Annotated in this window: 27 protein-coding genes; 10 read left to right on the top strand and 17 right to left on the bottom strand. The window is 66.9% G+C overall.

Annotation, left to right across the window (positions count from 1 at the left end; genetic code table 11):
* Positions 1 to 131 precede the first annotated feature (131 nt).
* Positions 132 to 653, bottom strand: a complete 522-nt coding sequence (locus tag AAHM44_RS21255) for a GNAT family N-acetyltransferase (protein WP_269575548.1) — start codon at positions 651 to 653, stop codon at positions 132 to 134.
* A gap of 179 nt (positions 654 to 832) precedes the next feature.
* On the opposite strand from AAHM44_RS21255, the gene AAHM44_RS21250 reads away from it, so the two are divergent.
* A complete protein-coding gene (locus AAHM44_RS21250; protein WP_184165498.1) occupies positions 833 to 1,204 on the top strand; it encodes a dihydroneopterin aldolase in 372 nt (123 codons plus the stop codon).
* Positions 1,205 to 1,291: 87 nt separating this feature from the next.
* On the opposite strand, the gene AAHM44_RS21245 is transcribed toward AAHM44_RS21250, so the two are convergent.
* A complete protein-coding gene (locus AAHM44_RS21245; RefSeq protein WP_260396027.1) occupies positions 1,292 to 2,128 on the bottom strand; it encodes a hypothetical protein in 837 nt (278 codons plus the stop codon).
* A 230-nt stretch (positions 2,129 to 2,358) separates the two neighbouring features.
* Between AAHM44_RS21245 and AAHM44_RS21240 the strand changes: the two genes are divergently transcribed.
* The 5 genes from AAHM44_RS21240 to AAHM44_RS21220 all read left to right on the top strand — a co-directional run bounded on the left by AAHM44_RS21240 (position 2,359) and on the right by AAHM44_RS21220 (position 5,470).
* On the top strand, positions 2,359 to 3,033 hold the full coding sequence (locus tag AAHM44_RS21240) for an energy transducer TonB (RefSeq protein WP_184165500.1): 675 nt from the start codon (positions 2,359 to 2,361) through the stop codon (positions 3,031 to 3,033).
* 88 nt (positions 3,034 to 3,121) lie between these two features.
* Positions 3,122 to 3,883, top strand: a complete 762-nt coding sequence (locus AAHM44_RS21235) for a MotA/TolQ/ExbB proton channel family protein (RefSeq protein ID WP_184165503.1) — start codon at positions 3,122 to 3,124, stop codon at positions 3,881 to 3,883.
* A gap of 98 nt (positions 3,884 to 3,981) precedes the next feature.
* On the top strand, positions 3,982 to 4,464 hold the full coding sequence (locus tag AAHM44_RS21230) for an ExbD/TolR family protein (RefSeq protein WP_269575547.1): 483 nt from the start codon (positions 3,982 to 3,984) through the stop codon (positions 4,462 to 4,464).
* A 31-nt stretch (positions 4,465 to 4,495) separates the two neighbouring features.
* Entirely contained in the window at positions 4,496 to 4,918 is a 423-nt protein-coding gene (locus AAHM44_RS21225; protein WP_184168252.1) for an ExbD/TolR family protein, read from the top strand.
* A 186-nt stretch (positions 4,919 to 5,104) separates the two neighbouring features.
* A complete protein-coding gene (locus tag AAHM44_RS21220; RefSeq protein ID WP_269575546.1) occupies positions 5,105 to 5,470 on the top strand; it encodes a tetratricopeptide repeat protein in 366 nt (121 codons plus the stop codon).
* A 114-nt stretch (positions 5,471 to 5,584) separates the two neighbouring features.
* On the opposite strand, the gene dcd is transcribed toward AAHM44_RS21220, so the two are convergent.
* On the bottom strand, positions 5,585 to 6,136 hold the full coding sequence (dcd, locus tag AAHM44_RS21215) for a dCTP deaminase (protein ID WP_184165512.1): 552 nt from the start codon (positions 6,134 to 6,136) through the stop codon (positions 5,585 to 5,587).
* 97 nt (positions 6,137 to 6,233) lie between these two features.
* Here dcd and AAHM44_RS21210 point away from each other — a divergent pair, with 97 nt between their 5' ends.
* Complete coding sequence (locus AAHM44_RS21210) at positions 6,234 to 8,780, top strand: glycosyl hydrolase 115 family protein (protein WP_342251232.1); 2,547 nt, start codon at positions 6,234 to 6,236, stop codon at positions 8,778 to 8,780.
* Between the two features lie 468 nt (positions 8,781 to 9,248).
* Here AAHM44_RS21210 and AAHM44_RS21205 read toward each other — a convergent pair whose 3' ends face one another.
* The 5 genes from AAHM44_RS21205 to AAHM44_RS21185 all read right to left on the bottom strand — a co-directional run bounded on the left by AAHM44_RS21205 (position 9,249) and on the right by AAHM44_RS21185 (position 13,115).
* Entirely contained in the window at positions 9,249 to 9,617 is a 369-nt protein-coding gene (locus AAHM44_RS21205) for a VOC family protein (protein ID WP_342251231.1), read from the bottom strand.
* Positions 9,618 to 9,669: 52 nt separating this feature from the next.
* Positions 9,670 to 11,142 carry a GGDEF domain-containing protein gene (locus AAHM44_RS21200; RefSeq protein ID WP_342251230.1) on the bottom strand — a complete coding sequence of 491 codons (1,473 nt, stop codon included), beginning with the start codon at positions 11,140 to 11,142 and terminating at the stop codon, positions 9,670 to 9,672.
* Positions 11,143 to 11,494: 352 nt separating this feature from the next.
* On the bottom strand, positions 11,495 to 11,935 hold the full coding sequence (locus AAHM44_RS21195) for a cytidine deaminase (protein ID WP_342251229.1): 441 nt from the start codon (positions 11,933 to 11,935) through the stop codon (positions 11,495 to 11,497).
* Positions 11,932 to 12,624, bottom strand: a complete 693-nt coding sequence (locus AAHM44_RS21190; protein ID WP_269575541.1) for a GH25 family lysozyme — start codon at positions 12,622 to 12,624, stop codon at positions 11,932 to 11,934. Before AAHM44_RS21190 ends, AAHM44_RS21195 begins: the two co-directional genes overlap by 4 nt.
* A 5-nt stretch (positions 12,625 to 12,629) precedes the next feature.
* Positions 12,630 to 13,115 (bottom strand): UPF0262 family protein, encoded by a 486-nt coding sequence (locus AAHM44_RS21185; protein ID WP_342251228.1) that lies wholly within the window; start codon positions 13,113 to 13,115, stop codon positions 12,630 to 12,632.
* Positions 13,116 to 13,198: 83 nt separating this feature from the next.
* Between AAHM44_RS21185 and AAHM44_RS21180 the strand changes: the two genes are divergently transcribed.
* The 3 genes from AAHM44_RS21180 to AAHM44_RS21170 all read left to right on the top strand — a co-directional run bounded on the left by AAHM44_RS21180 (position 13,199) and on the right by AAHM44_RS21170 (position 18,907).
* A complete protein-coding gene (locus tag AAHM44_RS21180) occupies positions 13,199 to 14,692 on the top strand; it encodes a replicative DNA helicase (RefSeq protein ID WP_342251227.1) in 1,494 nt (497 codons plus the stop codon).
* 99 nt (positions 14,693 to 14,791) lie between these two features.
* Positions 14,792 to 17,269 carry a PAS domain-containing protein gene (locus tag AAHM44_RS21175; RefSeq protein WP_342251226.1) on the top strand — a complete coding sequence of 826 codons (2,478 nt, stop codon included), beginning with the start codon at positions 14,792 to 14,794 and terminating at the stop codon, positions 17,267 to 17,269.
* A gap of 189 nt (positions 17,270 to 17,458) precedes the next feature.
* Positions 17,459 to 18,907 carry a S41 family peptidase gene (locus AAHM44_RS21170; RefSeq protein WP_342251225.1) on the top strand — a complete coding sequence of 483 codons (1,449 nt, stop codon included), beginning with the start codon at positions 17,459 to 17,461 and terminating at the stop codon, positions 18,905 to 18,907.
* Here AAHM44_RS21170 and AAHM44_RS21165 read toward each other — a convergent pair.
* The 9 genes from AAHM44_RS21165 to AAHM44_RS21125 form a co-directional block, all read right to left on the bottom strand.
* A complete protein-coding gene (locus AAHM44_RS21165) occupies positions 18,901 to 19,503 on the bottom strand; it encodes a hypothetical protein (RefSeq protein ID WP_342251224.1) in 603 nt (200 codons plus the stop codon). The two genes, AAHM44_RS21170 and AAHM44_RS21165, sit on opposite strands and share 7 nt — an antisense overlap.
* Before the next feature lie 13 nt (positions 19,504 to 19,516).
* A complete protein-coding gene (locus AAHM44_RS21160; protein ID WP_342251223.1) occupies positions 19,517 to 20,293 on the bottom strand; it encodes a phosphoadenylyl-sulfate reductase in 777 nt (258 codons plus the stop codon).
* Positions 20,286 to 20,711, bottom strand: coding sequence for a DUF934 domain-containing protein (locus tag AAHM44_RS21155; protein ID WP_184165541.1), 426 nt, complete (start codon positions 20,709 to 20,711; stop codon positions 20,286 to 20,288). Before AAHM44_RS21155 ends, AAHM44_RS21160 begins: the two co-directional genes overlap by 8 nt.
* Entirely contained in the window at positions 20,704 to 22,335 is a 1,632-nt protein-coding gene (locus AAHM44_RS21150; RefSeq protein ID WP_342251222.1) for a nitrite/sulfite reductase, read from the bottom strand. Before AAHM44_RS21150 ends, AAHM44_RS21155 begins: the two co-directional genes overlap by 8 nt.
* Before the next feature lies 1 nt (position 22,336).
* Positions 22,337 to 22,633 carry a DUF2849 domain-containing protein gene (locus tag AAHM44_RS21145; RefSeq protein ID WP_269575535.1) on the bottom strand — a complete coding sequence of 99 codons (297 nt, stop codon included), beginning with the start codon at positions 22,631 to 22,633 and terminating at the stop codon, positions 22,337 to 22,339.
* Positions 22,630 to 23,415, bottom strand: a complete 786-nt coding sequence (gene cobA, locus AAHM44_RS21140) for a uroporphyrinogen-III C-methyltransferase (protein WP_342251221.1) — start codon at positions 23,413 to 23,415, stop codon at positions 22,630 to 22,632. The genes AAHM44_RS21145 and cobA overlap by 4 nt, the downstream gene beginning before the upstream one ends.
* A 66-nt stretch (positions 23,416 to 23,481) precedes the next feature.
* On the bottom strand, positions 23,482 to 24,780 hold the full coding sequence (locus tag AAHM44_RS21135; protein WP_342251220.1) for a glycoside hydrolase 5 family protein: 1,299 nt from the start codon (positions 24,778 to 24,780) through the stop codon (positions 23,482 to 23,484).
* Between the two features lie 154 nt (positions 24,781 to 24,934).
* Positions 24,935 to 25,225, bottom strand: a complete 291-nt coding sequence (locus AAHM44_RS21130; protein ID WP_269575532.1) for a TFIIB-type zinc ribbon-containing protein — start codon at positions 25,223 to 25,225, stop codon at positions 24,935 to 24,937.
* A gap of 5 nt (positions 25,226 to 25,230) precedes the next feature.
* On the bottom strand, positions 25,231 to 25,938 hold the full coding sequence (locus AAHM44_RS21125) for a Bax inhibitor-1/YccA family protein (RefSeq protein WP_342251219.1): 708 nt from the start codon (positions 25,936 to 25,938) through the stop codon (positions 25,231 to 25,233).
* Between the last annotated feature and the right edge of the window lie 294 nt (positions 25,939 to 26,232).

The raw sequence follows: 26,232 nt of genomic DNA, 5'->3' as shown, positions 1-26,232 counted from the left end.
ACACCCCCCCCCCCCGCCCCCCTCCCCCCCCCCCCCCCCCCCCCCCCCGGGGGCCCAGGGTCGCGAGCGATATGGCAGAGAAGCCCCGGGCCCCGGCTTCCGCCGGGAACCGGTTTCGATCAGATCAGCGTTCAGGCCGCCCGTCGAAGACGAGCCCCGACCATGCCCGGGCCGACGGGGACGCCAGCACCTCTCGCCAGAAGGCGACGCGGCTCGAACGGGCCGGGTAGACGCCAGCCAGACGTCTTCTCCGCGGTGAAATCGAAGAAGCGGCCATAATATTCGGGGTCGCCGATCAGCATCAGCGCATCGGCGCCCGGCAGCGACGAAGCCTCGGCAGCTTCCAGCATGCGCTCCATCAGCATCCGGCCGATGCCGCCCTGCTGGCGATCGGGCTGCACGGCGACGGGGCCAACCATCACCATCGGCACGCTGCCGCTGCCATCGCATTCGAGCGCGACCGGCCAGGCCTGGATCGAGCCGAGCAGGCTGCCGTCGTCGCCGACCGCGGCGAAGCTGAGCTCGGGAATCTCGGAAGTGCCAAGGCGAACCCTGTAGGCAGTGCGCGCACGTCGGCCCGGACCAAAAGCACGGTCGAGCAAGGTCTCGACGGCCTGAGGATCCACGGTTCCGAGCGGCAGCAATGCGATCACTTCATACATTCCTTTCATAACGCCGAGCACGGACTCGGGGCCGCGCGAGATAGCGACGATCAGCGCTTTCGCAATACTGAATATAACGCAGCCGCTCCGCCGCAGGAGGGGCGGGGTTTCGCGAGCGCGTGCATCTGCTATGGGCCGCGGCCTGTTTCCCCTGAAAAGGCCCAGGCCACTTGTCCGATTCCCTGCAGCTCCAGGTGCACGACCTGGAAGTCGAAGTCCTCACCGGCGTCTATTCGGAAGAGACGCATCTGCCGCAGCCGCTGCGCATCTCGGTGACGGTGGACATCGACATGCCCGAGCGCTTCGAGCCGGATACGCCGCTAAAGGCGTCCAAGAACTATATGGACGTGAAGCACGCGGCGACCGACGGGCTGCCCAAGGACGTGCACTTCACGCTGGTGGAAGCGGTGGCCGAGCATATCTGCGACACGCTGTTCGTCGGCGATCCGCGCGTGCGCCGGGTCGAGGTGCGAATCATCAAGCTGGCGATCGCCGAGCAGGGCGAATCGATCGGGATCACGCTGGTGCGCGGACGGAAATAACCGTCATCCCCGGCGAAAGCCGGGATCTAAGGCCAGGAGCGTGCGCCGGCCGCACGAGACCCCGGCGTTCGCCGGGGCTCGGTTACATCAAGCACATTGTCCCAGCGAGCGCAGGACGAACTGATAGTCCTCGCGCGCCTTGGCGGCGTTCTGGGCGTCGTCCGACTCGACCGCTTCCGCCGGCAGGGTGCGCGGCAGGCCGCAGGCCAGGCGATACCAGAGGAAGGTATTCGCCCGCGGCGCGCCGGCCGATTCGTCGACAATGTCCCCCAATGAAACACTCCAGCGCGTCGTCTCGCCCGGGCGGCGGAGAATCTGGAGCGACACCGGCGCACCGCTGGCGGTCTGCAGGAAGACCTGGGTCTCGCCCTCGCCGGGAAGGCTCCCGGGCACGTGGAAGGCATTGCCGACCCCGGTGATGGCAGGCGGTGCATCGGCGGCCAGCGCGTCCCTGGTGATCGCGCGAACCTGCGCATCAAGCTCGGGCAACCAGTTCATCTGGCTCTGCAATCCGGTGAGCTGCACCATCGCCGGGCGGCCCGGCACGGTGCGGGCGAAGAGCAGCACGCGCTGCTTGGCGAGCTTGGGCGGCTTGCCCTTGGCGTTGAGGGGTACGTCCGCGGTGTAGGTAATGCGCGACGCCATGGCCTGAGTGCCGCGAATCAGGGCGGAAACATCGGCTTCGACCAGGAATCGGGTCATCCCGGGGGCCAGGCCGGGCGATTCCTCGGCCTTGAGGCGATCCGCCTTGCGGATGCGCGCATCGATGATCAGCGGAGCACTGGTAACCTGCCGCGCCAAGGTGGCATAGCTGGGTAAAACAGGGCCGGTTTGTGCCTGCATTTGCTGGGGTTTAGCGGCTGCACCTAAGGATGCGGTCAGCGCAATCGCGCAATAAAATATGGCGGGAAAGGTTCGGTTCATGCCGTTCGGGTTACCGGATTGTGGCTCGGCTATACAGAAATAATTCTGTCATTGGGCGATTGTACGCCCCGATTGTCCGACAAAGGGTTTGCGTCCTCCGGGTGCGCGCGATAGAGACTCGCCCGCTGCCGACTAGGACGCATATAGCGCACGGCGGGCAGGCATGTGCACGGGTCGCAAATCCGCCGCACAGGACTGCATGTCAGGGATTAGAGGAGTGACGTTGCCGAATGGCTTACGCTGACCGTAATACAAGTGGCAGCCGTGTAATCGCGATCGTCATGGTCGCGGTCATCGTGGCTGGCATGGGATATGCCTTCGTCACTGGCCTAGCATATCAGTACATCAAGAAGCAGGCGGAGAAGCTGAACACGTTCGACGTGCAGGAGCCGCCGCCCCCGCCGGAGGAAGTGCCGCCGCCGCCGCCGCCGCCAGACACGCCCGTTCCGCCGCCGCCCACCCAGATCGTGGTGCCGCCGGCTCAGGTTCCGGTGCCGACTCAGGCGCCGCCGATTCCGACGACGTCGGTTATTCCGCCGCCTCCGCCGATCACCCCGCCGGCTCCGCCCGCGCAGCCGGCTCCGCCGCAGCCGCCGGCTCCGCCGCGGATCGCAAAGAAGCTGTCTCCGCGCGGTTCGCCGCAGAGCTGGGTTACGGACGATGACTATCCTGCCTCCGCGCTGCGCGCCGAGCAGGCCGGTACCGTGCGTTTCCGTCTCGACGTGGACGCTTCGGGCAAGGTTACCAATTGCACCGTCACCGGCTCGAGCGGCGTGTCCGTCCTCGACAGCACGGCCTGCAATCTCCTCAAGCGCCGCGCCCGGTTCAACCCGGCCGAGGACGAGGGTGGCAACAAGATCCCGGCACCGTATAACGGCAGCTTCACCTGGAAGATTCCGAGCTAGGCCGTGTGATTTGGATGGCGCGCGCCGATCCGGTGCGCGCCGGATTTGGAAACAAAAAGCGCTATTTAGTTAGAGGAAAGAACCGACAATGCTCACCACCATTCTCGCCGCTGCGGCGCCCAAGGAAAATCCGTACGGCCTGATTCCCGCGCTCCGTGAGGGCGGCCTGATCTCGCAGACGGTGTTCGGCATCCTCGTGCTGATGCTCTTCTTCTCGCTCTACATCCTGTTCACCAAGCTGTTCGAGCAGCAGAAGATCCTCAACCAGGCGAAGCGCGTCCGCGCCGGCTTCTGGAACGCCAACAGCCTGCGCGAAGGCGCCGCGAAGCTCGAGAAGAACTCGGCCTATCGCCAGCTGGTCGACGACGGCCTGGCTGCTCAGGAGCAGCACTCGAAGCTGACCGATCCGGTCGAAGCCCATGACTGGCTGCACGGTTCGCTCGCTCGCTCGGAAGACCTGATCAACTCGCAGCTGAAGAGCGGCCTGTCGTTCCTCGCTACCGTGGGTTCGACCGCTCCGTTCATCGGCCTGTTCGGTACCGTTATCGGCATCATCCGCGCACTCGTGAAGATCGGTGCGGCTGGCCAGGCGTCGATCGACGCGGTCGCCGGTCCGGTCGGTGAAGCGCTGATCATGACCGCCGTCGGTCTCGCCGTCGCCGTTCCGGCCGTGCTGGCCTTCAACTGGCTGCAGGCTCGCAACAAGAAGATCAACGAGAGCCTGAACGCGTTCTCGAACGATCTGCTCGGCTACCTGGCTTCGGACGGCCGCGTGCGCCCGACCGCTGCCAAGGCTGCTCCGGCCAAGGCCGCTCCGGCCGCGACCACCAGCACCGCGCCGCGCGCCTAAGCGATCTGGAATATACGGGCCGCGCTCCCTCCCGGGTGCGCGGCCCTCTCCAGCCCCTCGGGGCAGGGGATTGGATTAGAAGAATAGGATAGCGCGCAATGGCGATGAGCGTAGGAGGGGGTGGCGGTGATGACGCCCCCATGTCGGACATCAATACCACGCCGCTCGTCGACGTGATGCTGGTGCTCCTCATCATCTTCCTGATCACGGTTCCGGTCGTGATCCAGACGGTGAAGCTGGAGCTGCCGAAGGTCCAGTTCGAGCCGACGACCACCAAGCCCGAGAACGTCTCGCTCTCGGTCACGGCCAATGGCGGCAAGTGTGAAGTGTTCTGGGGCATGACCCCGGTGACCAGCCAGGAGCTGGTCGAGCGTGGCGCGAAGAAGCTGCGGGCCGAGATCGACAAGCAGGGCGGCATCAACGCTGCCGGCCTCGAGCTCCCCGAAGTGCACATCCGCGGCGACGTGAACACGCCGTACCGCTGCATCGGTGGCACGATCTATGCCATGCAGATGGCCGGGTTCGCCAAGGTCGGCTTCATCTCTGAACCGCCCGCCGGTTCGGCCACGGTTCGTCTCTGACGGCCGGCTCAAAGGAGTTTAGACTATGGGTATGAGCGTGGGCGGCGGCGGTGACGACGGCCCGATGATGGAAATCAACACGACGCCGCTGATCGACGTCATGTTGGTGCTCCTCATCATGATCATCATGACGATCCCGATTCAGACGCATGCCGTGAAGGTCGACCTTCCGCAGAACAGCAACAACACGGCGCCGATCGTCGAAGCGACCAAGAACAAGGTCTATATCGACGCGCAGGGCCAGGTGTTCTGGAACAGCATGCCGGTCGATGATGTGACGCTGCGTCAGTATCTCGACCAGTCGCTGCAGATGTCGCCGGAGCCGGAGCTGCACTTCCAGCCCGATCCGCAGACGCCGTACGACGTTGTCGACCGCATTCTCGCGATCATCAAGCGCGCGAATGTGACCAAGCTCGGCTTCGTCGGCAACGAGCAGTATCGCAACGACTTCTGATCCGCTGCCCCTCGGGGCCTGGATCCGGAAACAGGAAAGGCGGTCCTTCGGGGCCGCCTTTTCTTTTGCCCCGTATATCTACGGATCGGCGCAAATGCGCTTGCAGGGTAGTCATGGAAGTGTAACACTATTGTCTTCAAAGAGTCATGGAAGTGTCTCCGTGGCGTAACAGAAGGAGTAGGAGTTATGCGCACCGCGCTCATTGTCCTTGCAGCCGCCCCGTTCGCGCTCGCCGCGCTGCCCGCGCAGGCCCAGCGCCCGGACGGGGACCCTGTAGCAAGTACTGCCATCCAGCATGGCCAATATGCCCAGGCAGAGCGCCAGCTCACCGCCCAGCTGCGCCAGAATCCAGGCGCGCCCGAGCTTCTGCTCAACCTTGCCGCCATCTATGCCGAGACCGGCCGCGCCACCGAAGCCCGCGATCTCTATCGCCAGGTGCTCGCGCAGCGGAATTTCGAGATGGACCTGCCCGGTGACCGGCAGTCGACTTCCTACGCCGTCGCCAACAAAGGCCTCCAGCGCGTCAATGCGCTCCAGTTGACTTCGCGCTAAGGCGCGAACCAGAGTCGGCGACCGCGCATCCCTCTCGCGCGGTCGGCGGCGACAGCCCGGGGGGCTGACAGGCGCCGGCCCATCCCGGCGCCTTTTCCATTTCAGGTCAGAAGCTTAGAGCCGGGGCAGGGTAACGCCGCGCTGGCCCATATATTTGCCTGCGCGATCGGCATAGCTGGTCTCGCAAGGCTGATCGCCCTTGAGGAACAGGAATTGGCAGGCGCCTTCGTTCGCATAGATCTTGGCGGGCAGCGGCGTCGTGTTCGAGAATTCGAGCGTCACATGGCCTTCCCATTCGGGCTCGAGCGGGGTGACGTTCACGATGATCCCGCAGCGCGCATAGGTCGATTTGCCCAGGCAAATCACGAGCGTGTCGCGCGGGATGCGGAAATACTCCACCGTCCGGGCCAGCGCGAAGCTGTTGGGCGGGATGATGCAGACATCGGTCTTGCGGTCGACGAAGCTGTTCGCCGCGAAGTCCTTGGGGTCCACCACCGCCGAATCGACATTGGTGAAGATCTTGAATTCGTCGGCGACGCGCGCGTCATAGCCATAGGAAGAGAGGCCGTAGCTGATGCAGCCCTCGCGGCGCTGCGCCTCGACAAAGGGCTCGATCATCCCGGTGGTTTGGGCCTGTTCGCGAATCCAGCGGTCTGAAAGGATCATGCGCCCGGTTTTGCCGGAAGCGAGCGGCGGGGCAAGTCCCTGTTGCCCGATTGCGATCGGGTGCGCATAACGCAGACAAATAGATACGGGAGAGGGTATGCGCGGATTGGTGGCGGCTGCACTGGCTGCGACGGTGGCTTCGATGCCGGCGCTGGCCTGTGAAGGTGCGGTGACGGTTTGCCCGACGGCCGCCGGGACGAGCTTTGCGCTGATCTCGGGCGGCGAGCCCGCGACCGTGCTGGTCGATCCGGCCGCGGACCCTGCGGTGCGCCATGCCGCTAAGGGGTTTGCCGGCGATCTCGCGCGTGTGAGCGGCACGAGGGCCGCGCCGCGGCTGGGGCAGCCTGGTGCAGTCGGCGCGGTGGTGATGATCGGTGTGCTCGGACAGAGCCCGATGATCGATGCGCTGGTCCGCGACGGCAAGATCAAGGCGCAGGACCTTGCCGGCGAGTGGGAGGCGTTCCGCCAGATCGTGGTCGACAATCCCGCGCCGGGCGTGACGCGCGCGCTGGTGATTGTCGGCTCGGATCGCCGTGGCGCGGTCTATGGCGCCTATGACCTGTCCGAGAAGATCGGCGTTTCGCCCTGGCACTGGTTCGCAGACGTGCCGGTGGCGAAGCGCGCGAACGTCTACCTCACTGCCGGATCGCGCCGCGACCAGCCCAAGGTGCGCTATCGCGGCTTCTTCATCAACGACGAGGCTCCGGCCTTCTCCACGTGGGCGCAGAGAAAATTTGGCGGTGCAAACGCAAAGGCTTATGCGCATATCTTCGAGCTCGAGCTCAGGCTGAAGGGCAATTATCTGTGGCCGGCGATGTGGGCGCCGCGCGCCTTCAACGACGATGATCCGCAAAACAAGATCCTCGCCGACGAGATGGGCATCGTCATGGGCACCTCGCACCACGAGCCGATGACGCGCGCGCAGGACGAATGGCACCGGAACACCGCCGGCGGGGTGACCGGGGGGAAGTGGGACTATACGACCAACGCCGCCAATCTGCGCGCCTTCTGGCGGGGCGGGATCGAGCGGATGATGTCGAAGGGGGACGGCAAGGGCTATGAGAGCCTGGTGACCGTCGGCATGCGCGGCGATGGCGACGAGCCGATGGCGGAGGGCACCGCGACCAGGCTGCTGGAGGGCATCGTCGCCGACCAGCGCGGGATCATCGCCGAAGTGACCGGCAAACCGGCCGACAAGACGCCGCAGGTCTGGGCGCTCTACAAGGAGGTGCAGGATTATTACGACCACGGCATGCAGGTGCCGGACGATGTCATCCTGCTGTTCGCCGACGACAATTGGGGGCAGGTGCGGCGGCTTCCCGATCCTGGCAGCGCCCCGCGCAAGGGTGGGTATGGGGTCTATTACCACTTCGATTATGTCGGTGGTCCCCGCAACTACAAGTGGTTGAACACCAACCAGATCGAGAAGAGCTGGCAGCAGATGGACCTGGCCTGGCAGCGTGGGGCCAGGGCGCTGTGGATCGTCAATGTCGGCGATTTGAAGCCGATGGAATATCCGCTGAGCTTCTTCATGAAGCAGGCCTGGAACCCCGAGGCGATGACCACGGAGGCGCTGGCCGCCTATCCCGCGCAATGGGCCGCGGAACAGTTCGGGGCGGGGCGGGGCAAGGCGATCGGGGCGTTGCTGACGCGCTATTCCCAGCTTGCCGCGCGGCGGAAGCCGGAGCTGATCGATGCCGGGAGCTTTGGGCCGGCGGAGTTCGGGGCGATGGTTGCCGAATGGGACCAGCTGGAGAAAGCCATGCTGGCCGAAAAATTGCGCGTCGGGCCGCAGGGGAGGGATTCGTACTTCCAGCTGGTCGAACACCCGATCGCGGCCATGGCGAACCTGTACCGGCTCTACTACGCGGTCGCCCGCAACCGCAGCCTCGCCGCCGCCAACGACCCGCGCGCCAACGACTATGCCGACCAGGCCGAGCAATTCTTCGCCCGCGACCAGCAGCTGAGCGACCGCTACCACGCGATCGCCGGCGGCAAATGGGACGGGATGATGCTCCAGACCCATATCGGCTACACCAACTGGCAGCAGCCCGAGAAACAGGTGATGCCCGAAGTGAAGCGGGTGACCGGCGGCCCGCGCATCACCGCGATCGACCTGCACAAGGTCGGGACCGACGCCGCGACGATCGAGGCCGGCGACTATGCCCGCGCCGTGGGTGGCAAGGGACTGGCCTGGCGCACGATCCCGCACCTGGGACGCACCAAGGGCGCGGTGCTGGCACTGCCCCAGGGCCAGCCGGCAACGACGCCCGAGGACGGCGTGCGGCTGGAATACGCGGTCACCGCCGGCAAGCCGGGCCCGCTGGCCGTGCAGCTGATCCTGGTGCCGACGCTCGGCACCGGCGCGGACGGCAAGCTGCGCATCGGCGTGTCGATCGACGATGGCCCGGTGCAGCTGCTGAGCGACCTGCTCACTCCGGCGCCCAACGCCGCCGACAGCCAGCCCAAGCGCGACTGGAACCGCGCGGTGGAGGACAATGCCCGCACGCTCACCGCGCGCTTCCCGGACATCGCCGCGGGCAGGCATGTGCTCAAGGTCTGGCGGATCGACGACAATGTCGTGCTCCAGAGGATCGTGGTGGGCACCGGCGAGCTGCCGGGGAGCTATCTGGGCGGGCGGTAAGGTTCGCCAACGAAGTCAAGGAGCGGCCGCGGTCGCACGCGGGCCGCGTGAACCAAGCAGGTGATATCCTACATTTCAAGGGTGCCGGATTGGTGAGTTGAGTGGTGAGGGAGGGATTATCTTTCCGTCGTCATCCCCGCGAAGGCGGGGATCCATTGGCGCTGTGGGCAATTGGGACTCACTTCGGTCAGCCAGAATGGATCCCCGCCTTCGCGGGGATGACGGAGTGGGGCGGGGATGACGGAGTGGGGCGGGGATGACGGAGTGGGGCGGGGATGACGGAGTGGGGTGGCGATGACGAAGGGCGCGCAGACGATGTTAGGGAGCAGATGACGTTGGAGGGCACAGGCGTCCCGATCGGGCGCATTGCAACTGGGCCCCGGCCTTCGCCGGGGAACTGAAGCGTGGGGTGCCGGAGGGCGCCGGCAGGCGAAGGCCTGCTTCCCCCGGTATCGCCGGATCGCGGCCTTACCCCTGCACCACGTGCCACAGCTCGCCGCAGGGGCCGAACACATAGGTGAGGGTGAGGCCCCAGGGCATCAGCGCGGGGGGCTTGGGCTCGGCGACGCCGAACTGGCCGGGCAGGTCTAGCGACTGGATATGCGCCCACCAGGCGTCGAGATCCTTGACGATGAGCTGCATCATGAAATTGTCGCCCCAGCCCTGATGATAATAGTCCTGGAGCAGGAAGCTGCCGGAATCGCAGGCGAAACCGGCCACGCCGCCCGCTTCGAAAGTCAGCTCGAAGCCGAGCGCCTGGTAGAAGCGCTTGGAGAGGGCGAAATCCTTGCCGCCGGGGACGAAGGGGCGGATCGTGGTGGTCGCGAGAGTCGTCATGCGCGCAACATCCCGATCCGGGGCGCGGCTGCAAGAGCCTCGTTCGGGGGGATCAGGCCGCGCCGCGCAGCGGCCTGGGACCGGGCGCCGGTATCGCCGGGGCTTCCACCTGCCATTGCATCACCGCGTTCCGGCCACTGCGCTTGGCGCCGTAGAGCGCCGAGTCGGCCATGGCGAGCAGCTCGGCCGGTTCGCTCGCCGCATCCGGGACAAGCGCGGCGAGGCCGATGCTGACGGTCACGATCCCGCCCGGGGCCGGGGACGCAAGGCCCAGCCCGGCAATGTCCCGGCGCATCCGCTCCGCGAGATCGGCCGCGATGTTCGCATCGATGCCGGGCAGGATCGCGGCGAATTCCTCACCACCATAGCGCGCGACCAGATCGCCGCCGCGCGTCGCGGTGGCGGCCAGCGCCTCGGCGACCGAACGCAGCCGGGCATCGCCGACCGGATGGCCAAGCCCGTCGTTGAGCTGCTTGAAATGATCGATGTCGATCAGGGCGAGCGCGATCGGGGTTCCCGAGCGGCGTGCGCGGTTCCATTCGGCAAGCAGCGTCTCGTCGAACTGGCGACGATTGGCGAGGCCGGTCAGCGCGTCGATCCGCGAAAGCCGGGTGAGGCGATCGCGCTCGTCGAAGCTGCGCATCTGGACGAGGATGTTGCGCAGGCCGTAGCCGAGCAAGGCGGCGATGAAGCCGCCCACCGCCAGGCCCGGCGCGCGCGAGATCAGCGGCCCGGATACGGCGAGCAGCGTCAGCGGCAGCATCAGCGGGCTGCCGGCATGGACCAGCAGCGAGAAGCGCGGCGAGGATGCGCGCCTGCGCTCGAGAGAGGATGGCGCGGGGCGGAGGGCCAGCCAGGCGAGCAGCAGGAAGGGAAGACCGATAAGGACATCGGGGAGCTGGCCGAAATCCGCTTCCATCTGGAAGTGATTGATATAGCCGGCGACCAGCAGATAGGCGCCGGCGAACAGCGCCAGCGTACCGAACAGGGCGCGGCGCTGCGGATCGGTGCTCGCCCGGTGGCGGACCAGCGCGAACAGCAGCACGAACAGGTTCTGGATGTCGAACATCAGCCGCAGGTTGAGCACGCCCTCGGCGCTTGCATCGGTGATCGTCGCGAAGGTGAAGGTATGGACCCAGAAGATCCAGCCCAGCGCCGCGGCGAGCAGCCCGTCGACCAGCCGGGCCGGCCAGGGATCGCGCGCGGGGCTGGCGACCAGGAAGGTGAGCGGCACGCCGTACAGGACATAGAACAGGATGCTGAGCCCGGTGATCGGCCCGGCATCGGCGAGCAGCAGATCGGCGCACATGTTCACCGTCATCCCGCTTGCCCAGAGCAGCATCGCCAGCGCGAGTGCGATCCAGCCATCGGCATTGCGCCGCCGCCGGGCGCGCAGGCCGCAGGCAAGCGCGGCGGCGAGCGGGGCGAGGATCAGGAAGGCGAAGGAAAGCGGCTTGGCCTGGGCGGGAACGAGCAGCAGCGCGGCGAGATGGACGAGCGGCCAGGCAAGCAGGATCGCCGCCAACGGGGCCGCCGGGCGTCGATTTCCCTGCTTTGCGATCGATACACCATCCATTGCGAGCGCTCCGCCAGCCGGACGAGCCGGGATAGCGGGATCGTAGCTAAGATCCGGTTACGCGCCGATTGCGGGCAATGCCGGAGGTGGGGAGCTGTTGCTCCCCGCCCTTGCGGGGAGGGGAATGCATGCAGCGAGGGGAGCGCGATGTTGACACTTGCGCTTCCACTTCCCGTTCCCCGGCGAAGGCCGGGGCCCGGTTTCGATGCCGTTCGTGAGGTTCCCGCGCCTTTGTTGGTGCGCCGAAACTGGGCCCCGGCCTTCGCCGGGGAACCAAGAAGGGGCTGGATGTCGATCCAGTCTAGGCCAGCCCGAGGTCCTTCGGCCCGAAGGCCGCGGGGAGGAGCTGGGAGAGCGTGTATTCGGCGATCTCGTCGCCGGTCGCGCCGCCGCAGAATACCGGCAGGTCGCGGCCCCCGAGCTGGGCGGCTTCGTTGATGATCTGGCGGCAGCGGCCGCAGGGGCTGACCGGTGCGGTGTCGGCGTGGCCCATCCGGCCGCCGATCACGCCGATCGCGACCACGTCCTTGAGGCGGCCGTCGCTGCTGGTCCTGGCCAGTGCCACCGTCTCGGCGCAGAGCGACAGGCCGTAGCTGGCATTCTCGAAATTCGCGCCGGTCACGACGCTGCCGTCCGACAGCAGCACGGCGGCGCCGACGGCGAAGTTCGAATAGGGGGCATAGGCGTTCTTCGAGGCTTCGCGCGCGGCCTCGATCAGCGCCCTGGGGTTCACTTCGCTCATTTCGCCATCACATCCCAATTGACCGGTTTGCCCACGCCCTCGATCCGGCGGTGGCGGTTTGCCTGCCATATCGACCATGGCCGCGCGAAATACGAGGGGGGGAAGAAGCCCTGGCGCGCCCAGAGCAGGCGCGGGAAGGCGTCGCTGAGGCGGTACTGGTCCTCGAAGCGGCTCGAGACCAGCAGGATCGCCGGCTTGCCGATATGCGTCTCGACGTCATGCAGGAAGCGGCCGAGCTCGCCGATCACCACCTGGCGCTCGGGCCGGGCGCGGCATTCGGCCTGGAAATCGATCTCGACGGCGGGCGGCAATTGGTCGTCCGAGCGCGGCACCGTACTCATGAAATTGCCCGACTGGTCGGCGGCGAGCTGGCAGAGCGAATAGACGTGGAGCGCGCCGCGGCGGATGCCGGCCTCGAAGGTCCAGCGCCAGTTCTCCGGGAAGCGCAGGTCGCGCGCCTGGGCGCCGCTGGTCGCGCGGATATAGGCGAAGTCGATGCCGGCCTTCTTGGCGGTCCACCATTCGATCGGGCCGGTTTCCTCCGACACATCGACACCCTGGACCGGGAAATCGGTGGGCGAGGGGCGCCAGCGCGAGGCGAACAGCCAGGCGCTCCAGCCGAGCAGGGCCAGAAGCAAAAGCGCCGGCACGACGAAGCGCAGCCGGCGTACGAGAACGCGGATGTGCAACGTCCCTAACCTTTTATGTGGAGCACGCAGATCAGCGTGAACAGGCGGCGGGCAGTGTCGAAATCCACGTCGATCTTGCCTTCCAGCCGTTCCTTGAGCAGCGACGCCGCGTCATTGTGTATGCCGCGCCGTGCCATGTCGACGGTTTCGATCTGGGCGGGCGTGGCGTTGCGAATCGCGGCATAATAGCTGTCGCAGATCGCGAAGTAATCGCGGATCGGGCGGCGGAATGCCGCCAAGCCGAGGACAAGCGTCTCCTGCTGGGACCCGTCCTCGCGCTTGATCTCGAGCGCGAGCCGGCCTTCCTGCACCGCGAGGTGGAGCTTGTAGGGGCCGGCATAGCCGTCCGCCTGGTGCCGCTGGGGGGCGAAGTGATTGTCCTCGAGCAGGTCGAAGATCGCGATCCGGCGCTCCTGCTCGATATCGGCCGAGCGCCACAGAATCGTGCGCTCGTCGAGCGTGACGTCGATGATGCGCGGATCTGCGGACATATCGGCCTTGCTTTGGGACCTATTACCGTTTTCCACAAGCTGTGCGGTTGCCGGAAACGCCGGGCGGTGCGCATAGGATGGGGATGGCGCAACCGATCCCCCTTCCGATTCCCGATTCTCCCGAAGGCCTGAGCCTGCCCGCGAACGTGGAGGCGGAAGCGGCGCTGCTCGGCGCGATGATGATCGACAACCGAGTCGCGGAAGACGTGCTGCAGAAGCTTCGCCCGGAGCATTTCTTCGAGCCGCTGCACGGGCGGATCTATGACGCGATCGCGACGATGGTGGGCGATAACCGGCTGGCTACGCCGGTGACGCTCAAGCCGCTGTTCGCGGCGGACCCGGCGATGAAGGAGCTGGGCGGCCCGGCCTATCTCGCGCAGCTGACCGGCAACCCGGCCAGCCTGATCGGCGCGCGCGCCTTCGCCGACCAGGTCTATGACCTGGCGGTGCTGCGCGCTCTGGTGGGCGTGGGGCGCCACCTGGTCGACAATGCGCTCGATACCAGCCAGGAGATCAATCCTGCCAAGCAGATCGAACAGGCCGAGCTAAAGCTTTACGAAGTCGCGGAAAAGGGCGGCGAGGATACGGGCGCCAAGAGCTTCACCCGCGCCGCGACGGTGGCGGTGCGGCATACCGAGCGGGCGATGAACTCGGGCGGCAGCGTATCGGGCATCACCTCGGGCCTGACCGACTTCAACGCGATGACCGGCGGTCTCAACCGCTCCGACCTTCTGATCCTTGCCGGCCGCCCGGGCATGGGCAAGACCTCGCTCGCCACCAACATGGCGTTCAACGCGGCCAAGCGCTACCTCGACGATATCGAGGCGGGGATCCCCGAGGAGAAGTCGATCGGCGCGCCGGTTGCGTTCTTCAGCCTCGAAATGTCGGCCGACCAGCTGGCGCTGCGTATCCTCTCCGAACAGTCCGAAGTGTCGTCGGAGAAGCTGCGTACCGGCAATATCTCCGGGCCGGAGTTCATGAAGTTCGCGCGGGCGGCGGGCGATCTCGAGCGGCTGCCGCTCTATATCGACGATACGCCGGGCCTGACGATCGCGGCGCTGCGCACGCGTGCGCGGCGTCTCAAGCGCCAGTACAAGATCGGCTTCGTCGTGGTCGACTATCTCCAGCTGCTGACCGGCTCGGCCAAGGCATCGGGCGACGGGCGCGTGCAGGAAATTTCGGAAATTAGCCGTGGTCTCAAGACCTTGGCGAAGGAACTTCATGTGCCGGTGCTGGCGCTGTCGCAGCTCAGCCGCGCGGTGGAAAGCCGCGAGGACAAGCGTCCGCAGCTCTCCGACCTTCGTGAATCGGGCTCGATCGAGCAGGACGCCGATATCGTGCTGTTCGTGTACCGCGACGAATACTACCACGATTTCAAGGCGCCCAAGGTGCCCGACGGCAACTCGACGCCGGACGAGATCGCGAAATACCAGGCCTGGCAGGACCACCAGCTGCAGGTGGCGAACAAGGCGAGCGTGATCATCGCCAAGCAGCGTCACGGCGCGACCGGCACGGTCGACCTGCGCTTCGACCGCCAGTTCACCAAGTTCAGCGACCTGGCGCCGGGCGGTTATTGATGGTTTCGGTAGCGCATCGAAACCAAATCGCCCGCCAAGCGTCTAGCAGCTAGCGTCGCGGTCCCGCGGCGTGGTGGAGAGAGCGGTTTCCCCGGGTCGATGACAGAGAACATGGCGGAAGGGCGCGAGCGGCAAAGGCTCGAGGCGCTCGCGGCCTATGACATATTGGATACCGAGCCCGAGGCGGCGTTCGACGAGATCGCGCGCCTGGCGGCGGACATCTGCGGCACGCCGATCGCGGTGGTGAACCTGGTCGGCGAGGGCCGGCAGTTCTTCAAGGCCGAAGTGGGGCTGGGCGTGCGCGAGACGCCGCTGGAGACCAGCTTCTGCGCGCATGCGATCCTGGAGGCGGATTTCCTCGAGGTGCCGGACGCGACGCGGGACGGGCGGTTCGACTGCAATCCGCTGGTGACCGGCGAGTCGCACCTGCGCTTCTATGCGGGCGCGCTGCTCAAGTCGGCGGAAGGCTGGCCGATCGGGACGCTCTGCGTGCTCGATACCGCGCCGAAGCAGCTGAGCGAGCTGCAGCAGCGCACGCTGAAGGTGCTGGCGCGCCAGGTGATGGCGCAGCTCGATGCGCGGCGCGAGTTGCGGCGGCGCGACGAGGCCGACCTGCGCTACCGCGCGCTGTTCGATTCGATGGACGAGGGCTTCTGCGTCATCGAGTTCTTCGACGGGCCGCACGGGCCGCTGAGCGACTATGTCCATGTCGAGGCCAATGCCGCTTATGCGCGCCATGCCGGCATCCCCAATGTCGTGGGGCAGAAGGTGCGCGAGATGGTGCCCGACGAGGCGGGCGACTGGGTGGCGCGCTATGGCGAGGTGCTGCGCACCGGCGAGCCGATCCGCTTCGAGCGCGAGCTGGAGGCGACGCGGCGCTATCTGTCGCTCTCCGCCTTCCGGCTGGAGCCGGCGAGCCGCAAGCAGGTGGCGGTGCTGTTCGAGGACGTGACCGAGCGACGGCGGGCCGAGATCGATCTCCAGCGGCTCAACGAGACGCTGGAGGCCCGCGTCGCCGACGCACTGGCCGAGCGGCGGGTGCTCGCGGACGTGGTCGAGGGCACCGCCGCGTTCATCCAGGTGGTCGACATGGACCGGCGCTGGGTGGCGATCAACGGCGCGGCGGCGCGCGAGTTCGAGACGGTATTCGGCGTCTATCCGCGCGTGGGCGACCGGATGGCCGACCTGGTGGTCAACCATGCCGAGCTGCGCGCCTCGGTCGATGCGCTCTGGGCGCGGGCGCTGGCGGGCGAGAGCTTCACCGAAATCGTCGAGACCGGGCAGGGCAGCGACGAGGAGCATTTCTACGAAGTGCGCTTCAGCCCGCTGCACGATGCCGCGGGCAAGCAGATCGGCGCCTATCAGTTCGCCTATGACGTGACCGACCGGCTGCAGGAACAGACCCGGCTTCGCAATGCCGAGGAGGCGCTGCGCCAGGCGCAGAAGATGGAAGCCGTCGGCCAGCTGACCGGCGGGATCGCGCACGACTTCAACAACCTGCTCGCCGGCATCTCGGGCGCGTTCGAGATGATCGGGACGCGGCTGTCGCAGGGGCGCAACCGCGACGTCGACAAATACCTTACCGCCGGGCAGGGCGCGACGCGGCGGGCGGCGGCACTGACCCACCGGCTGTTGGCCTTCTCGCGCCGGCAGACCTTGTCGCCCAAGGCCGTGGTGATCAACCGGCTGCTCACCGACCTGGTCGAGCTGGTGCAGCGTACGGTGGGCCCGGCGATCGAAGTCGAGACGATCGCGGCAGGCGGGCTGTGGCCGACCCTGGTCGATGCCAACCAGCTCGAGAATGCGATCCTCAACCTGTGCATCAACGCCCGCGACGCGATGCCGGGCGGCGGCAAGATCACGATCGAGACGGGCAATAAATGGCTCGACCACCGCACGGCGCGCGAGCGCGGGCTCGATCCGGGGCAATATGTGACGGTGTGCGTGAGCGACACCGGCGTCGGCATCCCGCGCGACATCCTCGACCGGGTGTTCGATCCCTTCTTCACTACCAAGCCGCTGGGCGAGGGGACGGGGCTGGGCCTGTCGATGGTCTATGGCTTCGCGCGGCAGAGCCATGGCCATGTGCGGATCTATTCCGAACTCGACCAGGGGACGATGGTGTGCATCTACCTGCCCCGGCACCTGGGCGAGGAAGACGCGCCCGCGCCTGAACTGGGCGGCGGTGCCGTGGCACGCAGCCATGCCGGCGAGACCGTGCTGGTGGTCGATGACGAGCCGACCGTGCGGATGCTGATCGTCGATGCGCTGGGCGAACTGGGCTATTCCTGCATCGAGGCCGCCGACGGACCGGCGGGCCTGCGGCTGCTGGAGGGGGCCGAGCGGATCGACCTGATGATCACTGATGTCGGCCTGCCGGGCGGGCTCAACGGCCGGCAGGTGGCCGATGCGGCGCGAGTGGCGCGGCCGGAACTCAAGGTGCTGTTCGTCACCGGCTATGCCGAGAACGCCGTGCTCAACCACGGCCATATCGAGCATGGTATGGAAGTGCTGACCAAGCCCTTCGCGGTGGACGACCTGACCAACCGGGTCGAGCGGATCATGCGCGAGCGCTAACCGGGTATAGGCGCGTCGCGTTCTGCTGCGGGTAGGACTGTTGCGACGTCGTTCGAGAGGTTTGACCGTTCCAACCAGCTGCGCCGAGACTGGGCCCCGGCCTTCGCCGGGGAACCAAGCCGGCGAAGATCTGCATTGGATTGAGATATTCTGTCGACGCGGTTCGATACGCCGGCGTATCAAACAGGCATGTTCCTGGCATTTGCTCTTGCGATCGCCTGCCCGGCCGGCCAGCTCACGCCCGAACAGGCGCGGGAGGATCTCGAACTGGCGATCTCCGCGGCCGAGGCGGGGCTCCCGGATATCCATTGGCGGCAAAGGCCCGAGGACTGGGCGCGGCGCAAGGCCGTGGCGCGCGCGCAAGCGGCTAAAGCGACGAGCGAGGAGGAACTGTTCCGCGCGCTGAGCCCGTTGCTGCGCGGGATCGGCGAGGGGCATCTCTCGGTCGCGCGCAGCGACGGGATGAATTGCCGGTACCGGGAATCGGCGCGGTTGTTCCCGCTCGACCTGTTTTGGGCCGACAATGGGGCATTCGTCACGGCGGGCTATGGCGAAGCCGCGGATATCCCGCCGGGCACCCAGCTGACCTGGCTGAACGGCACCTGGGATTCCTCGATGATCGCCGAGATGATGCAGGTGAGCCCGCATGACGGCGACAACCGTACCGGCGTGATGCGCGACCGGGAGGGGCGCGGCTATGCGATGGCGCGGTGGTGGCTGCGCGGCAACGAGCCCGACTATCTGGTGGAGCTCAAGCTGCCCGACGGCAAGCTGATGACGCGGCGGCTGAAGCCGGTGCCGGTCAGCGCCCGCCCGGCGCCGCCGGCGGATCCCGATCCGGTGGCGACGCTGAGCTGGGTCAATGCCGATACCGCCTATCTCTACGTCCCCACGTTCAGCAACCGGCGCTACCGGGCGGCGGGGGCGGACTATCGCAAGACGATCCAGGCGATCTTCGAGCAGCTTGCCGCGCGGGGCGCGAAGAAGCTGATCCTCGACCTGCGCGACAATGGCGGCGGATCGGAGCCGAACGAGAGCATCCTCTTGTCCTATCTGGTCGAGGAGCCGTTCCAGAAATACGCGTCGGTCCGCTCGCGGCCGAACAAGCTTCGGGTGACCAGCCTGTCGGGCAAGGTGTTCGAGCAGGAAATCTACGACGCGGACGAGCTGAAGACGGTGGAGGCGGCGCCCAACGGCGACCTGCTGCGCATCAACGCGCCGCCCGAGGGGCTGATGACGCGCTGGGAAAAGGCCAGCCCGGTCTACAAGGGGCAGCTGGCGGTGCTGGCCGGCGGCTACACTTTTTCAGGCGGTGCCGAACTCGCATCCATGCTGTTCGCGACCCGGCGCGGGCTGCTAGTCGGCGAGGAAGTGGGCGGCACCCATGGCGGCAACACCAGCGGCTATAAATGGGAGCTGACCCTGCCCAATTCGGGAATGGAGATCGGCATCCCGTTGCTCGCCTTCCGCTTCACCTGGAAGGAGAGCCCGGAAAATCATGGGCTGTGGCCGCAATGCCTGGTTCCGCCGCGGATGGGCGAGGTGCGGGTAACCCGCGATCCGGCCTATGATCGGGCGCTGCGCGCACTGGACAAGGGGTGGAGCGAGCCGGTGGGATATAGCTGCCCGGTTCAGTAACCCAGCCGCTTCAGCTCCTGCTTCACCGCGGCGATCGTCTTGAAGCGATAGTGGGTGTCGCCGCCCTCGCGCGAACTGCACTCGCAGCCGACGCCGCCGAACTTCTTGCTGACGCCTTCGAGATAGGCCAGCGCTGGCTTGCCGGCGGCGGGCGTGTCGAACAGGCGGACCTCGTAGAAGGCGCCGCTATAGTCGTAATGCTGCTGCGGCCATTTGAGGATGACGATCAGCTCGCGGTCCGCATCGCGATCGGCATTGGCGAAGCCGACCGCCGCGACTTCCGCCTCGCCGCCTTCTTCCTCTCCGGTGGTGACGGCGATCTTCCGCCAGTCACCGGCCGGCTGCTGCACGAGCGCAAACAGCTCGCGATAGGTGACGTTGTAGTCCTTCTCGCGTTCGGTGCGCTGATAGTCGGTGAAGATCGTGCGGCGGGTGTTCCAAGCCGCATCGACGATGTTCAGATCGCCTTCGGATCGGCCGAGGATACGGGCGGCGAAATACGCCGGGGCCTCGCCGGGTCCAAGGCGCCAGTCGGGAGCGGGGGCGTTCGCGGTGGCGAGCAGCGCGAACAGCGGAAGCAGGGGACGAATCGACATCGCCCCCAGGCTATCAGAAGCTCGGCTGGTTGGGGTCGCCGTCTTCCACCGGCGTGTGGATGCCGCACTCGGTCTTGTCCCAGCCGCGCCAGCGGCCCGAGCGCGGGTCTTCGCCCGGCTTGACCACGCTGGTGCAGGGCGCGCAGCCGATCGAGAGATAGCCCTGCGCCTCCAGCGGGTGGCGGGGCAGGTCGTGCGTCTCGAACCAGGCCTCGATGTCCTGCTTGGTCCAGCTGGCCAGCGGGTTGAACTTCATCCGGTCGCCGTCGAGCTCGAAGCGGGGCAGGGCGTTGCGGGTGGAGGCCTGGAATGCCTTGCGGCCGGTGATGCTGGCATCGAAGCCGGCCAGCGCCTTTTCGAGCGGGATGACCTTGCGGATCTCGCAGCAGCCGTCCGGATCATAGGACCAGCGCAGGCCCGTGGCATCGCGCTTCTCGATCGTCTCGGCATCGGGCGCGATGATCTGGAGGTTGGTGAGGCCGATGAAGTCCGCAAGCTCGCGTACATAGGCCAGCGTCTCAGGGAAATGCTTGCCGGTATCGAGGAAGATCACAGGGGTGTTGGGATCGGCCTGGGCGACGAGATGGAGCAGGGCCGCGCTCTCGGCGCCGAAGGAGGAAACGAGCGCGACGTCGCCGAGCATATGGTTGCCCAGCACTTCGCGCAGCATCTCGGGCGTGTCGGTGCCGCGGAACAGGTTGTTCAGGCGGATCGCGTCGGCCGCCGTCCAGCGCGGGGCGACGTCGATGCGGTCGATCTCCCGGTCCACCTTGCGCGCGGCCTCAGCCATGCCGGCGTTTCCATACCGGCACCGCCGGATCGGCGGCGGCCTGATAGTGGAACTCGTAGCGCGCCAGGCTGGCGGCGAGCACGGCTTCGTCGACCGGCGCCTCGGGCGCGAAGCTGTCGAAGCCGCAGCGGCGCATCAGCGGGATCTGGTCGACCAGCACATCGCCCTGGGCGCGCAGCTCTCCCTGATAGCCCGCCTCACGCAGGATGCGGCCGGTGGAATAGCCGCGGCCGTCGCGGAACTTGGGGAAGCTCACTTCGACCAGCGCGATGCGATCGAGATAGGGGAGGAGGACGCGGGCGTCCTCGCCGCTCTCGATGCGGACGGCCGTGGCGTTGGACTGGCCGAGGAACGCGTCGAGCGTGACCGCGGGCTCCTCATGCGCCTCGTCGTCGCGGTAGCGCAGTAGATCACCCATAAATTGCCTCCTTGAACGGGGCCATGCCGAGGCGGCGATAGGTGTCGAGGAAGCGCTCGCCGTCCTCGCGCCGGGCGAGATAGACGTTGGTGGCCTTCTCGATCGCGTCGACGATCCCGTCCTCGCTGAAACCGGGGCCGGTGATCGTGCCGAGCGACACGTCCTCCGCGCCCGAGCCGCCGAGCAGCAGCTGGTAGTTCTCGACGCCCTTACGATCGACACCGAGGATGCCGATATGGCCGGCATGATGGTGGCCGCAGGCATTGATGCAGCCGCTGATCTTGAGCTTGAGCTCGCCGAGTTCGCGCTGGCGGCCGATGTCCGAGAAGCGCGTTGCGATCTTCTGCGCCAGCGGGATCGAGCGGGCGTTGGCGAGGCTGCAATAGTCGAGGCCCGGGCAGGCGATGATGTCGCTGATCAGGTCGAGATTGGCCTCGGCCAGGCCGGCGTCGCGCAGCTGCTGCCAGAGCGCGTAGAGATCGGCCTTGCGGACATGCGGCAGCACGATGTTCTGGGCGTGGGTGACGCGCAGCTCGTCGAAGCTGTGGGCCTTGGCGAGATCGGCCATCAGGTCGATCTGGTCGGCGGTGGCGTCGCCGGGAATGCCGCCGATCGGCTTGAGGCTGATCGTGACGACCGCATAGCCCGGCTGCTTGTGCGCCGAGACGTTCTGGTCGAGCCAGACGGCGAAATCGGGATCGCTGCGATCGAGCGTGTCGGGCGCGTCCGCGTCATAGGCGGGCGGCGCGAAATGGGCGGCGATGCGGTCGAACTCGGCCTGGGGCGGATCGATGCCGAGCGCCTTCACCGCGGCGAACTCCTCCTCGACCTCGGCGGCGTATTTGTCCGCGCCGAGCTCGTGGATCAGGATCTTGATCCGCGCCTTGTACATGTTGTCGCGGCGGCCATAGCGATTGTAGACGCGCAGGCAGGCCTCGAGATAGCTGACGAAATCGTCGAAGGGCACGAAGTCCTTGATCAGCGGGGCGATCATCGGGGTGCGGCCCATGCCGCCGCCCACGTAAATCGCGGCACCGAGCTGGCCGTCCTTCTCGACGATCTGGATGCCGATATCGTGCAGGCGCATCGCCGCGCGGTCTTCCTCGGCGGCGATCACGCAGATCTTGAACTTGCGCGGCAGGTAGCTGAACTCGGGGTGGAAGGTGCTCCACTGGCGCAGCAGCTCGGCCCAGGGGCGCGGATCGGTCAGCTCGTCGGCGGCCGCGCCGGCGAACTGGTCCGAGGAGATGTTGCGGATGCAGTTGCCGCTGGTCTGGATGGCATGCATCTCGACCGTCGCCAGCTCGGCGAGGATGTCGGGCGCGTCCTCGAGCTTGATCCAGTTGTACTGGAGGTTCTGGCGGGTGGTGAAATGGCCATAGCCGCGATCGTACTTGCGGGCGATGTGCGCCAGCATGTGCATCTGGCGGCTGTCGAGCGTGCCATAGGGCACCGCGACGCGCAGCATGTACGCATGGAGCTGGAGATAGAGGCCGTTCATCAGCCGCAGCGGCTTGAACTGGTCCTCGGTGATCTGGCCGGCTAGGCGGCGGGTCACCTGGTCGCGGAATTCCTCGACGCGCGCGGCGACGATGGAATGGTCATATTCGTCGTATTTGTACATGTCAGATCACCCAGCTGCCGGCATTGGGGTCGGCGGGCTTGAGGGTCAGGTCCGGGCGGACGGTGGGGCCGAGCGCGCGGATGCGGTCCTTGATATGCGCGGGGCGCGGGCCCTCGGGCGTAAGGGTCGCGTCGATCACATAGGGGCCGTTGACGCGGCGCGCGCCCTCCTCGGCATGGGCGATCGCCTCGCCCTGGTCGCCGACATCGACGGCGTCCTCGACATGGCGCGACCAGCCCGAGCCGGTCCACCAGGTGACGTCGCCGCTGGCGAGGTCGTTGCCGGTGAGCAGCTTCATGCCAGCGCCTCCGCCGCCTTGGCCCATTGGCCGAGCTTGTCCTGGGCGTCGGCCAGCATGACGACTTCGCCGACGATGATGATCGCGGGGCTCTTGACCTTCTCGCGGCTCACCATCGGCCCAAGATCGGCGAGGATGGTGCGCAGCGCGCGGCTGCCCTCCAGCGTGCCGCGCTCGAGCACGGCGACGGGCATGTCGGGCGAAACGCCGTCGTTCATCAGCTTCTCGCTGATGTCCGGGCAGGTGGCGACGCCCATGTAGATCACCAGCGTGCGGCCCTTGCCGGCCAGGCCGGACCAGTCCTGCTCGGACAGGCCCTTGCACTGGCCGGCGACGAAGCTGACCGCGCTCGACCAGTCGCGGTGGGTGAGCGGCAGGTTGACCTCGGCGGCGGCGCCGAGCGCGGCGGAGATGCCGGGGATGACTTCCACCGGGAGCCCGGCAGCGCGCACGGCTTCGACTTCCTCCCCGCCGCGGCCGAAGATGAACGGGTCGCCGCCCTTGAGGCGCACGACGATCGCGCCTGTCTTCACATGCGCGACGATCAGCGCGTTGATCGCGTCCTGCGGCACGGTGTGCTTCGAGCGCGACTTGGCGACCGAGATGCGGTGGGCCTGGGGCGCGAGATCGAGGACGCGGGGATCGACAAGGCCGTCATGGACGAGCACGTCCGCCTGCTTGAGCGCCTCGACGGCGCGCACGGTGAGCAGGCCCGGATCGCCCGGGCCGGCACCAACGAGAATCACGCGCCCGCGCGCGGTTGGATCGAGAAGGGTCGCCATCAGTGGCAGATGCGCCCCGACACCTTTTGCTTCAACCGACGCTTGCTTGGCCCCGGCCTAGCCAAACTATACCGGGGCGAGGGCTTTCGCATGGGCGGCCACCACCGCCCGTGTGCTCGCATCGCTGTCGAACACGCCGTACCAGCCCTGCGGTTCGTGCGGCGGGTCGCCGAGCCAGGCGGTGTCGCCGGGCTTGAAGCGGTGGTCGCCGTGCACCGGGCGGCCTTCGCCGTTCCATGCCCAGAAGTTCGAGCCGGCGATGATGCCCGGATTGGCCTCCACCGCGTCGTAGATCAGCTTGTAATAGCCGTCCTTGAAGCTGGTCGCGCTCTCCGGATCATAGCCGCCGCCGTCGCGGGGATAGCCGAATTCCTCGATCACCAGCGGCTTGCCGATCTCGGTCGCCAGCCCGATGTGCTGGGCGATATACTCGCGCACTTTGGCGAAGCTGGCGTCGTTGGTGCCGGCAATGTTCCTGGCATCGACCCAGCCCCAGTTGAGCGGCCAGATATGCGCGGTGAGATAGTCGATCTCGGGGAAGGCATGCGCGGCCTTGTAGACATCGGCGCGCTCGATCGAGCCCTTGAGGCCCTCGCTGCCGGTCGAGACGAGGTGCCTGGGCGAGAGCGACTTGATGAGCTTCGCGGTGCTCTGGATCCAGCCATTATACGCAGCGAGGAAAGGCTCGGCGGACTTGGGGCTGCCGCCCGGGCGCGGTTCGTTGGCGAGCTGCCAGGCCATGATCGTGGGGTCACCGGCATGGCGCTTCACGGTGGCGCGGACATAGTCATGGAAGAGGCCGACCGCCTCGCTGTTCGCGTAGAACTGCGCGGTCATGTCCGGGAATTCGGGCCAGGGATGCGCGGGGTCGTTCATGTCGAGATACTTCCCGCCATTCACCCAGGACAGGTAGGTCATCATCCCGCCCGACCATTCCCAGAAATTGGTGAGGTAGAGCACGGCCTTGATGTCGCGCTTGCCCATCTCGGCGAGCGCATAGGCCAGGCCATCGACCAGCGCCGGGTTCCAGGCGCTGCCCCTGGTGCGGAAGGCGGGCTTCACCGAGTTCTTGAGCGGCGAATCCTCGGCCGAGGCGGCGATGCGGAGGTTGCGCACGCCGATGCCCGCCAGCGTGTCGAGTTCGCGGCGGAGGCGGTCGCGATTGCCCCAGGGCGCGTCGGCACCCAGCCATGCGGCGTACCACATGTTGCTGCCGGCGAAGCGATAGGGCTTGCCGCCGAAAAGGAGGCCGTTGCCCTTGCGGGTGACGAAGTCGCCGGGGGCGCTTGCGGTTGCGGGAAGGGGGAGTGCGGCGGCGCCCAGGGCGGCAGCGGTCGATCCGAGCACGGACCTGCGGGTAATCATGGTCTTCCTCCCCTGTTAGCGATCACATGATAGCCAGTGTGGCGCGGGGAGGAAGTGGGGTTGGACGGGGCGCGACCCTCGCAGGTGAGGGGGTGGAAGGGCCGCGCTCCCGTCCGCCCGTGTGACTGCGCCGTGCACACAGGCTGGGAAAGGATCAGTCGAACAGTTCCTCGAGGAACGACTTGCGGCGCTTCGGCGGATATTTCCCGCCGCCATGGCCGTAGCCGGCACGATCGTCGTAGCGCGGGCGCTCTTCGCGATATTGCGGCTGTGGCGCCTGGGCCTGAACGGGTGCCGCCGGAACGGCGCTCCGCTCGATGATCTTGTCGAGCTCGCCGCGATCGAGCCACACGCCGCGGCAGCTGGGGCAATGGTCGATCTCGATCCCCGAGCGCTCGACCGGCACCAGCACGGTGCCGTCGACGGGGCAGGTGAAGCTGGCCATGCCGGTTACTCCCTCTCGCCGACCAGGTTCAGCAGCAGCTGGAACATGTTGATCAGGTTCAGGTAGAGCGAGAGCGCGCCCATGATCGCCAGCTTGTCGGCGGCTTCGCTGCGGCCGTAATAGGCATATTCGCTCTTCAGGCGCTGCGTGTCCCAGGCGGTGAGGCCGGCGAACACGCCGATGCCGACGATCGAGAGCAGGGTCTGCAGCATCGTCGAGCCGATGAAGACGTTGACGATGCTCACCAGCACCACCGCGATCAGGCCGACGAACAGGAAGGTGCCCATGCCGGTCAGGTCACGCTTGGTGGTGTAGCCGAACAGGCTGAGCGCCAGGAACATCGCGGCGGCGGCGAAGAAAGCCATGGCGATGCTCTGCCCGGTGAAGACCAGGAAGATGCTCGTCATCGACACGCCCATCACGCCGGCAAAGGCGAAGAAGGCGGTGCGGGCGCCGGCGGTGCTCATCCGCTCGATGCGGAACTGGAAGAAGAAGATGAAGGCGAGGGGCGCGAACATCGCCACCCACTTGAGCGGCGTGCCGAAGATCAGCGCGACCAGCACCGGCGTGTTCGCCACGGCGAGCGCGACGAGGCCGGTGATCGCCAGACCGATCCCCATGTTGCGATAGATGCCCAGCATGTGCTGGCGCAGTCCCTCGTCAAAGCGCGCCGCGGCAGCGCCGGTGCGGGGGATCTGGTAAAGAGGGTTCACGTGCGAAAACTCCAATCGAAGCAAGTTCGATCGAGCGGCACCCGGCTCAGGCTTGGTGGGGAGGGAAGGGGGAGTACCGTCCAAACCTGCACCGAGCGCGCTCGATGCGGTCCGACATCACGAGGGCTTTGAAAGCCCTCGCCAGAGGGGCCCGGTCCGCAAGGGATAATCTAGGGGGCGGTTATGGCCGCTTCAACGACGCGACGGTAACAAAGTGTTGCTGGGTGCGGCCCCTTGAGGTGGCTGTGCTCAGCCTTGTTGTTCCCCGGGGGGGGGACGGCGGCCCGCGGGGGT

The organism is Sphingomonas sp. OTU376, assembly GCF_038440415.1.
Lineage (GTDB): Bacteria > Pseudomonadota > Alphaproteobacteria > Sphingomonadales > Sphingomonadaceae > Sphingomonas > Sphingomonas kyeonggiensis_A.
This window is presented reverse-complemented; position numbering and strand designations above follow the sequence as displayed.

What these genes read in the sequence shown, in the direction of transcription:
- AAHM44_RS21180 (WP_342251227.1), top strand. Translation starts at nt 13,199, where the DNA reads ATGGCGCAACCGATCCCCCTTCCGATTCCCGATTCTCCCGAAGGCCTG.
- AAHM44_RS21160 (WP_342251223.1), bottom strand. Translation starts at nt 20,293, where the DNA reads ATGGCTGAGGCCGCGCGCAAGGTGGACCGGGAGATCGACCGCATCGAC.
- AAHM44_RS21205 (WP_342251231.1), bottom strand. Translation starts at nt 9,617, where the DNA reads ATGACGACTCTCGCGACCACCACGATCCGCCCCTTCGTCCCCGGCGGC.
- dcd (WP_184165512.1), bottom strand. Translation starts at nt 6,136, where the DNA reads ATGATCCTTTCAGACCGCTGGATTCGCGAACAGGCCCAAACCACCGGG.
- AAHM44_RS21230 (WP_269575547.1), top strand. Translation starts at nt 3,982, where the DNA reads ATGGCGATGAGCGTAGGAGGGGGTGGCGGTGATGACGCCCCCATGTCG.
- AAHM44_RS21130 (WP_269575532.1), bottom strand. Translation starts at nt 25,225, where the DNA reads ATGGCCAGCTTCACCTGCCCCGTCGACGGCACCGTGCTGGTGCCGGTC.
- cobA (WP_342251221.1), bottom strand. Translation starts at nt 23,415, where the DNA reads ATGGCGACCCTTCTCGATCCAACCGCGCGCGGGCGCGTGATTCTCGTT.
- AAHM44_RS21175 (WP_342251226.1), top strand. Translation starts at nt 14,792, where the DNA reads ATGACAGAGAACATGGCGGAAGGGCGCGAGCGGCAAAGGCTCGAGGCG.
- AAHM44_RS21220 (WP_269575546.1), top strand. Translation starts at nt 5,105, where the DNA reads ATGCGCACCGCGCTCATTGTCCTTGCAGCCGCCCCGTTCGCGCTCGCC.
- AAHM44_RS21185 (WP_342251228.1), bottom strand. Translation starts at nt 13,115, where the DNA reads ATGTCCGCAGATCCGCGCATCATCGACGTCACGCTCGACGAGCGCACG.
- AAHM44_RS21150 (WP_342251222.1), bottom strand. Translation starts at nt 22,335, where the DNA reads ATGTACAAATACGACGAATATGACCATTCCATCGTCGCCGCGCGCGTC.
- AAHM44_RS21155 (WP_184165541.1), bottom strand. Translation starts at nt 20,711, where the DNA reads ATGGGTGATCTACTGCGCTACCGCGACGACGAGGCGCATGAGGAGCCC.
- AAHM44_RS21165 (WP_342251224.1), bottom strand. Translation starts at nt 19,503, where the DNA reads ATGTCGATTCGTCCCCTGCTTCCGCTGTTCGCGCTGCTCGCCACCGCG.
- AAHM44_RS21235 (WP_184165503.1), top strand. Translation starts at nt 3,122, where the DNA reads ATGCTCACCACCATTCTCGCCGCTGCGGCGCCCAAGGAAAATCCGTAC.
- AAHM44_RS21170 (WP_342251225.1), top strand. Translation starts at nt 17,459, where the DNA reads ATGTTCCTGGCATTTGCTCTTGCGATCGCCTGCCCGGCCGGCCAGCTC.
- AAHM44_RS21195 (WP_342251229.1), bottom strand. Translation starts at nt 11,935, where the DNA reads ATGAGCGAAGTGAACCCCAGGGCGCTGATCGAGGCCGCGCGCGAAGCC.
- AAHM44_RS21210 (WP_342251232.1), top strand. Translation starts at nt 6,234, where the DNA reads ATGCGCGGATTGGTGGCGGCTGCACTGGCTGCGACGGTGGCTTCGATG.
- AAHM44_RS21240 (WP_184165500.1), top strand. Translation starts at nt 2,359, where the DNA reads ATGGCTTACGCTGACCGTAATACAAGTGGCAGCCGTGTAATCGCGATC.
- AAHM44_RS21245 (WP_260396027.1), bottom strand. Translation starts at nt 2,128, where the DNA reads ATGAACCGAACCTTTCCCGCCATATTTTATTGCGCGATTGCGCTGACC.
- AAHM44_RS21225 (WP_184168252.1), top strand. Translation starts at nt 4,496, where the DNA reads ATGAGCGTGGGCGGCGGCGGTGACGACGGCCCGATGATGGAAATCAAC.
- AAHM44_RS21145 (WP_269575535.1), bottom strand. Translation starts at nt 22,633, where the DNA reads ATGAAGCTGCTCACCGGCAACGACCTCGCCAGCGGCGACGTCACCTGG.
- AAHM44_RS21135 (WP_342251220.1), bottom strand. Translation starts at nt 24,780, where the DNA reads ATGATTACCCGCAGGTCCGTGCTCGGATCGACCGCTGCCGCCCTGGGC.